This is a genomic window from Candidatus Binataceae bacterium (assembly GCA_035500095.1).
GTDB lineage: Bacteria > Desulfobacterota > Binatia > Binatales > Binataceae > JAKAVN01.
In genome coordinates, this window is the sequence record DATJXN010000085.1 from 1 (window position 1) to 5157 (window position 5157).

4 protein-coding genes are annotated in these 5157 nt (G+C 66.7%); all 4 read right to left on the minus strand.

Going from position 1 to position 5157, the window contains the following annotated elements; all coding sequences use genetic code 11:
* Positions 1–216: 216 nt before the first annotated feature.
* Positions 217–1350: an acyl-CoA dehydrogenase family protein gene (locus tag VMI09_08535; protein ID HTQ24729.1), complete on the minus strand. Its 1134-nt coding sequence runs from the start codon at positions 1348–1350 to the stop codon at positions 217–219.
* A gap of 167 nt (positions 1351–1517) precedes the next feature.
* Positions 1518–2699, minus strand: a complete 1182-nt coding sequence (locus VMI09_08540) for an FIST N-terminal domain-containing protein (GenBank protein ID HTQ24730.1) — start codon at positions 2697–2699, stop codon at positions 1518–1520.
* A gap of 28 nt (positions 2700–2727) precedes the next feature.
* Positions 2728–4179, minus strand: a complete 1452-nt coding sequence (locus VMI09_08545; GenBank protein ID HTQ24731.1) for a M20/M25/M40 family metallo-hydrolase — start codon at positions 4177–4179, stop codon at positions 2728–2730.
* A partial coding sequence (locus VMI09_08550; GenBank protein ID HTQ24732.1) for a dihydrolipoamide acetyltransferase family protein occupies positions 4179–5157 on the minus strand: 979 nt, incomplete at its 5' end. The genes VMI09_08550 and VMI09_08545, both read right to left, overlap by 1 nt.

Here is a 5157-nt window from a genome sequence, read left to right on the forward strand (position 1 = left end):
CGGCTCGCGGCTTTGCTCCACGCTTCCTCCAGACCCCATCTCACGATGACGCCTTTGCGCTTCGCTAGTGCTCGACGCGGCCTGCTCGCACAGAGGACTTCCACCTCTTAAGTCACGCGCCATGCTGGGCGCACAATGACGGGGCCGCGGCCCCATGAGGACCGCGGCCCGAATCTTTCAGCCGGTGATGCGCCGATGGGATCGGCGGATTGCGCCTTAAGCGAGCAGCGACTTCGCCACGGTCTCGCGATGGATTGGCGCGTTGCCGAAATTGGCCTCACCCGCGAGCGCGCGGCGATGGTAGAGATGCATGTCATGCTCCCACGTGAAGCCGATACCGCCATGCACCTGGATCGCTTCGCTGGTGACGTTCTTGGCCATGTCGGAGGCGTACGCTTTCGCCATCGGCACCGCGGTCGCCGCCTCGGCCAGCCGCTCGTCAACCGTCCAGCATGCGTAGTAGGTGAGCGAACGCGAATTCTCGACCGCCACCATCATGTCAACGCACTTATGCTTGACGGCCTGGAACGATCCGATCGGTTTGCCGAATTGCACGCGGGTCTTGGCGTAATCGACCGCGATGTCGAGCGCTTTTTGCGCGGTGCCCACCATCTCGGCAGCTAGTGCGGCGGTTGCGACGTCCAAGGTGCGGCGCAGTATCGGCCATCCCTGCCCTTCCTTGCCGAGCACGTTTGCACCGGGGACCGCGACGCCGTCGAACTTGACGTGGCAAAGCCGCCGCGTCATGTCCACGGTCTTGAGCTGGGTGATGGTGACGCCCTTTTGCTTCGCCGGCACCATCAGCAGCGTGACGCCGCTCTCGCCGCTGCCGGCGCTGCGCGCAGCCACCACGATACAGTCGGCGACCTGCGCGTCGGGCACGAAAAATTTCTCGCCGGCGATCGTATAGTCGGAGCCTTTCTTCTCGGCCTTAAGCTCGATTCCCCCCGCGTCAAAACGTCCCGCGGCCTCCGCGATCGCGACGGTCGCGATATATTCGCCTTTCGCCATCTTGGGAAGCAGCTGTTTTTTCTGCGCATCGGAACCGCCCTCGATAACGATCGGTGCTCCGAGCAGCGCGGCGGCAAAGAAGGGGCCGGGGATGAGCGACTTGCCGGCTTCCTCGGCGATAACCGTCATATCGAGAAAGCTGCCGCCCTGGCCGCCGTATTCCTCGGGAATCAGCAGCCCGGGCCATCCGAGGTCAACCAGTTTGCGCCAGAAGCCGGCGTCGTGCGCGCTCTCGTCGGCCATCATCTGGCGCACGAACTTGGTCGAACAATTGTCGGCCAGAAACCGCTTGGCCGCGTCGCGCAGCATCTCTTGCTCTTCTGAAAATCCGAAATCCAACTTACCCGTTCCTCCATTGCGGCCCGCGATGTGCTCGCGGACCGCGACGCGCTCCGTGTGCGAAAAATCTCCGCGCCCCGGAGCCAGATTCCAGCTACCACTAACCGTTCCGGCGCTGCAAGCGCGCCGCCCGCGGGCGCATCCAGGCGCGGCGCACTCTCCGCGGTTCAGCCGGTTTTGCCATTCACCAGCGCCAGCACCCCCGAGTATTGAAGCGCGCCGCAGCCGGTGCCTAGCGGGCCGATTTCGAAACCGGTGAAGAAGCCGGCAATCGGCACATGGCCGAGGTAGCGGCCGATGTACGCCGAATCGTGATCGGGAATGTTGTAGAGCGCCGCGCCGCGCGAGACGCAATCGAAGTAGAGCCCAAAGGCCGGCGGCGCGGCTGCCCGCGTCTGCATCGCTTCGAGCGTCGCCTTGAGGTCGTCGCGGGAGCGCTCGCCGTTGCGCAGCGCAAAACCGAGCCGGTCGCCGATCTTCGGCCGATGGGCGACCGCGATCACGCCATGCTCGCTGCTCGCGCCCACGATGTTGCGGACCAGGTAGCGACCACGCTCCATCTGCTCGGCCTGCGGGTCGAGCGGAACGCCCAGAAAGACAAAGGCGACGGCGCGCCTGAGATCCTCCGCCAGCGGGCCCGCGGCTTCGGCGAAGACGTCGTAGGCGCGGCGTCCGTCGAGCTCGGCCAGGACGTTGTCGCGCACGGCAGTGACCCGGTAGGTCCTGCCAAGCGGCGTGCAGGCGAGCGATGCGCCGACGTTAAGGTCGAAATCGCCCGCGAGCAGCATCCCTGCCGCCGCGTTGGAACTCACGGTGTCGCCGCAGAACTGAAAAGTTTCGCCGATCGATCCGTCCTCGCTCGCTCCGCCGCCCACGACCATGACCCCGGGAAGCTCGCGTTCAAGCGCGCTCAAAAGCACGTCGGGCTCCGTATTGTAGGTGTCGACAAAAAGGCAGAGCAGGTTGTTGGCGCCAAGCGCCGGGCGCACGGCGGCCGCGATCTCGGCGGCGGACTCGCGCGCACGCCCACGCAGCGAGGGCACAAAGAGCCGTTTGGCGCTGAGCGAAGTGCCGCCAAAAACCATCACCGCGACCGCCGGTCCGGATTCGATCTCGCGCTCGGCGGCGATCACGCCCACGCTCGAGCATCCGGCGACCTCGCGCGTCCGCGCCTCGGCCGCAACCGTGCGGACAATGAGCCCGAAGGCGGCGCCGTGAGCGGTGGTCGCGAAGCATAGCGCGCCAGCCGCGTGATGCAGTCCCGCCTGGGCCATCGCCGCGCGGGCGGCCTCGGCCGCGGCGACCCTGGGGTTATTCGAGATCGAGAATCCGACTCCCGCGTGCAGCATAGTCCCTACCCGCCTCCATCCGCATCTCTCAGCTTCCGCCCACGAAGCGTAATAGTTCAACCATCCGCCTGATCCCGTTACCCAGCTCCTTGACCTCGATCCGCTCGTTGACTCCGTGCACGGTCTTTTCCTGCGCTGCAGTCAGTTCCACGGGCACGAAACCATAAGCGACCAGACCGGCGGCGCGAAAGTAATGGCTGTCGGTGAAGCCGGCAATCATCGTGGGGATTACGGTGTCGTGGCCGTCCTCCCACGCAACCGCGTTGATCGCGTTCATCAGTATCGACCGCGAAGGCGACGAGAACGCGGGGAAGTTGAGCAGCACGTCAACCTTGATCGTGTCGTCGCCTATGACGCGGCGGATCTGATCGAGAAATTCGGCCGGGTCGGCCCCAGGCAGCAGGCGGCAATCGACCTCGGCGTAGGCCGTGGGAGCGATCACGTTGGTCTTCTGACTGGCGCCGAGCACGGTCGGCGTTACCGTATCGCTGACCATCGCGTTGAACCGCGGGATCGCAAGAAATTCACGTCGATAGGCAGGCTTGCGCAAGGAAACCGCCACGTTCTTGAATTCGCTCGGACCGCCGTCGAGCTTGGCCACCGCGTGAAAATAGTCGCGCACCACGTCAATCACGTGGACCGGAGAACGGTACGCGATGAGCTTGCTCAGCGCCGCCGTGAGGTGCGTGACCGCGGTTTCGTCGGGCGGCACCGCAGCGTGGCCGGCAGGCCCCTGGGCCGTCAGCCGGATCCACATCGGGGTCTTCTCGGCTATCGAGACGGCGAAGAAGCGATGATGGCCGGGCGTCTGCTCTATTCCTCCACCCTCGTTGAGCAGATAGCCGGCGTCGCCAAAGACCTGTTTCTCGTGTTCGACGAACCATCCGGCGCCGTTGCGGCCGCCTTCCTCCTCGTCGCCGGTCGCGATGAAGATCACGTCGCGCTTGAGCAGGATGCCCGCGCGCTTGATCGCCAGCATCGCCATCAGCTCGATCACCCCGGGCCCCTTGTCGTCGACCGCCCCGCGGCCCCAGATATCGCCGTCCTTGACTTCGCCCGAGAAGGGCGGCACCTGCCATTGCCTGGGATTGGCGGGCACCACGTCCATGTGGCTGAGCAATACGATGGCCTTGGTGTGTTTACCGGTGCCGCGCAGACGCGCAGCCACCACGCCGCGGCCTGGCGCCGGCTCCCAAACGGTCGCGGGAATCCCGTCGGCAAGAAATCGCTCACGGAGCATCCGCGCCGCCCCCAGCTCGTTGCCGGGCGGATTGGTCGTATCGATGCGGATGTACTGGGACAGCAGCGCCGTCGCTTCCTGCGCCAGCTTGTCCCAGTTGAAAGGCTTGGGCGCCGGGGGGCTGCTGAAGGCGTCGCCGTCGACGGCGCTGGCCGCGCTCGCGCCCAGCACGAGGGTCAGTATCGCCGCCGCCACGGCCGCGGCGATCCGGGACGCGGCGCGAGTTGTCTCTTCGCGCATCAGCGCTCGCCGAAGTTGAAAATCTCGATCACCGTTTGAAGGAATTGCGCGGCCGGTGCACCGTCGATCAATCGATGGTCAAAGGTCAGACTGAGCGTCATCATCGAGCGCCGCGCGATTTCGCCGCGATGGACCACCGGTTTCTCGACGATTCGGCCCACGCCCAGAATGCCGGTCTCGCCGGTATTGATAATCGGGGTGAACGCGTCGACACCAAACGTGCCGAGGTTGGTGATTGTAAAGGTGCCGCCACTTACCTCTTCGAGACGCAGTTTGCCGGCACGCGCGCGCTCGCCAAGCTCGCGCGTCACCGCGGCGATCTCGCGCAACGGCCTTTTATCCGCGTCCATCACCACCGGCACGATAAGCCCGTCATCGAGCGCAACCGCCATCCCGACGTTGACCTGCGGCATGATCGCGATCGCGTCTCCGCTAAGCCGCGCGTTCATCCGCGGATGGCGCAGCAGCGCCCGCGCCACCGCCTGCAGCAGCAGGTCGCCGTAGGTGAAATCGAACTGGCGCACGAGGCGCTCGCGCAACTCGACCGCAGCGGTAACGTCGGCCTCGCTGGTGATAGTAAGCTGGGCGGCCTCGCGCAGACTCTGCGACATGCGCTCGGCGATGGTCTTGCGCATCCCGCGCATCGGAATGCTGCGCGCCGCCGGCGGCGGACCGCCCGCGGCGGCTGGCGCGGCTGGGGCAGCCGGGGCGCGGGCGGCAGGGGCAGGCGCGCCTGCCGCTGCTGCCCGCGGCGCTGCGCCCGCACCCGCCAGTGCTCGCGCGGCCTCGGCCGCGCGCTCCACGTCTTCGCGCGTAATACGCCCGCCGGGGCCGGTGCCTGTCACGCGCGCAAGCTCGACGCCGAGCTCGGCGGCGAGCTTGCGCGCAACCGGGCTTATGGCGCGGCGCGCTCCGGCATCGTCTGCCGCCGAAGCGGCGGCGCCGCCGCCATGGGCGCGAGGGGGCGGGCCCGCCGCC

Bases quoted from the DNA above. Each gene is read 5' to 3' on its own strand.
- VMI09_08540 (HTQ24730.1), bottom strand. From the start codon at position 2,699: ATGCTGCACGCGGGAGTCGGATTCTCGATCTCGAATAACCCCAGGGTC.
- VMI09_08545 (HTQ24731.1), bottom strand. From the start codon at position 4,179: ATGCGCGAAGAGACAACTCGCGCCGCGTCCCGGATCGCCGCGGCCGTG.